A 2,473-nucleotide genomic window follows, 5' to 3' on the forward strand; every position below is an offset into this window, starting at 1 on the left:
CGCCCCGCCCACTTCGACGTTCAGCGCGGCGAAGGCGGCGCGGGCGCAGGCGATGTCGTCTTCCCACGGGGTCCGGTCACTTTCCAGGTACAGGCTGTTCCATTTGCCTACAGCCTTGGGCAACCAGGTCACCGGGATCTTGCCGGCCTTGCACTTGTACGTCTGACCTTTCTGCACCCAGTCGCTGCACGGGCCGAGGGCCTCGCCGAGCCAGGCGGCGATCGCCTTGTGGTCGACGTCGGCGTCCTTGAGGTAAATCTCGATATCGGGTTGGCGCATGGATGTCCTCACTGCGGTCTCGAAAAATCCATTCGCGGATTTAACTGGCCCCGGACAGTTGTCCGGGGCCCGGAATAAAAAAGGTTACTGAAGAACGAAATAATCGTAGCGCATCGACACCGTGACCTCGAACGGCTCGGCCTGCTCGATCACGCTGGCGCGGCGTTCGGCACTGGCGCGCCAGCCGTGGGGCGTCATCGCCAGCAGATTGGCGCGATCCTGGCCGTTGTCGAGCGTGAGCTTGAACTCAAGGGTTTCACTGTGATCCAGCGCCATCCCCGACGGCACCAGGGCCAGGTGTTTGTCATCGGTGTATTCGCGAACCTCGTCATACAGCCGCTCGCGCAGCTCCATCAGGTGGGCGCTGGTAGGCCCGACTTTCATCAAGCCGCCGCCGGGGCTGAGCAGGCGCTTGGCCTCCTGCCAGTCCAACGGGCTGAACACGCTGGCGAGGAACTGGCAGCAGCCGTCCGCCAGCGGCACCCGCGCCATGCTGGCGATCAACCAGGTCAGCTGGGGGTTGCGTTTGCAGGCGCGCTTGACGGCTTCGCGGGAAATATCCAGGGCGTACCCATCGGCGCCGGGCAGGGCGTCGGCGAGTTGCGCGGTGTAATAACCTTCGCCACAGCCAATGTCCAGCCAGCGTCCGGGCGCACGTTCGGCGGCCAGTTCAGCCAGGCGCCGGGCGACCGGGGCGTAATGACCGGCGTTGAGGAAATCGCGGCGGGCCTCGACCATCGCCTGATTGTCGCCAGGGTCGCGGCTGTTCTTGTGCTGCACCGGCAGCAGGTTCAGGTAACCCTGCCGCGCGCGGTCGAAACGATGCCCGGCGGGGCACGCCACGCCGTTGTCCACCGCATTCAAGGGTTCATTGCAGATCGGGCAGGCGAGCATCAGGCGAGCAACTTGATGAGCGTCTTGTAGTAGATCTCGGTCAGCACGTCGAGATCGGCGGCCAGCACGCGTTCGTTGACCTGGTGAATCGTCGCGTTGACCGGCCCCAGCTCAACCACTTGAGTGCCCATGGTCGCGATGAAGCGACCGTCGGAGGTGCCGCCGCTGGTGGAGGCCTTGGTCTCGCGGCCGGTGACGTCCTTGATGCTCGACGACACGGCGTCGAGCAGTGCGCCCGGCTCGGTGAGGAACGGCAGGCCGGACAACGCCCAGTCGATGTGCCAGTCCAGTTGATGCTTGTCGAGGATGTCGGCGACCCGCTGCTGCAGGCCTTCGACGGTGGATTCGGTGGAGAAGCGGAAGTTGAACACCGCCTCCAGGTCGCCGGGGATCACGTTGGTCGCGCCGGTACCGGAGTTGAGGTTGGAGATCTGGAAACTGGTCGGCGGGAAGAAGTCGTTGCCATGATCCCAGTGCTCGGCGGCCAATTCGGCCAAGGCGGGCGCGGCGAGGTGGATCGGGTTCTTCGCCAGGTGTGGATAAGCCACGTGACCTTGCTTGCCGCGCACGGTCAGCTTTGCGCCAAGGGAGCCACGCCGACCATTCTTGACCACATCGCCCACCAGCGTGGTGCTCGACGGTTCGCCGACGATGCACCAGTCCAAGCGTTCCTGGCGGGCCTTGAGGCGCTCGACCACGGCCTTGGTGCCGTGGTGGGCCGGGCCTTCTTCGTCGCTGGTGATCAGGAAGGTGATCGAGCCCTGGTGATCCGGATAGTCGGCGACGAACCGCTCGGCCGCCACCACCATCGCCGCCAGGCTGCCTTTCATGTCCGCCGCGCCACGGCCGCAGAGCATGCCCTGTTCGTCGATGACCGCATCGAACGGGTCGAGCTGCCAGGCCTGTACCGGGCCGGTCGGGACCACATCGGTGTGACCGGCGAAGCACAAGACCGGACCGTCATGCTTGCCATGGCTGGCCCAGAAGTTATCCACGTCCTCGATACGCATGGGTTCGAGCTTGAAACCGGCGTCGCCCAGGCGCTGCATCATCAGTTTCTGGCAATCGGCATCCACCGGCGTCACGGACGGACGGCGGATCAGGTCGCAGGCGAGTTGCAGGGTCGGCGAGAGGTCGGCGTGGGCCGTCATGGAAACTCCGGAATATAGTGTGGACGCAAGGCTTGTGCTGGCGCGGGCTGGTTCGCGCAAAATGGCGGTTATCTTATAGCAAAACGATCGCCATGGGCCGCCGCTCCCCTCAGTTGGAACTCAAAACCTGTGGGAGGGGGGGGGGGGGG

General features: G+C 64.9%; 3 protein-coding genes. All 3 read right to left on the reverse strand.

Annotated elements, in window-relative coordinates; genetic code table 11:
- Positions 1 to 279: hypothetical protein (locus ACE04F_RS19615; RefSeq protein ID WP_486109258.1), on the reverse strand; the 279-nt coding region annotated here is incomplete at its 3' end.
- A gap of 84 nt (positions 280 to 363) precedes the next feature.
- Positions 364 to 1,173 (reverse strand): putative RNA methyltransferase, encoded by an 810-nt coding sequence (locus tag ACE04F_RS19620; RefSeq protein ID WP_486109260.1) that lies wholly within the window; start codon positions 1,171 to 1,173, stop codon positions 364 to 366.
- Positions 1,173 to 2,324, reverse strand: coding sequence for a succinyl-diaminopimelate desuccinylase (gene dapE, locus ACE04F_RS19625; protein ID WP_434572093.1), 1,152 nt, complete (start codon positions 2,322 to 2,324; stop codon positions 1,173 to 1,175). Before dapE ends, ACE04F_RS19620 begins: the two co-directional genes overlap by 1 nt.
- Between the last annotated feature and the right edge of the window lie 149 nt (positions 2,325 to 2,473).

It is taken from the genome of Pseudomonas sp. AGC41 (assembly GCF_057334555.1).

Bases quoted from the DNA above. Each gene is read 5' to 3' on its own strand.
- dapE (WP_434572093.1), bottom strand. From the start codon at position 2,324: ATGACGGCCCACGCCGACCTCTCGCCGACCCTGCAACTCGCCTGCGAC.
- ACE04F_RS19620 (WP_486109260.1), bottom strand. From the start codon at position 1,173: ATGCTCGCCTGCCCGATCTGCAATGAACCCTTGAATGCGGTGGACAAC.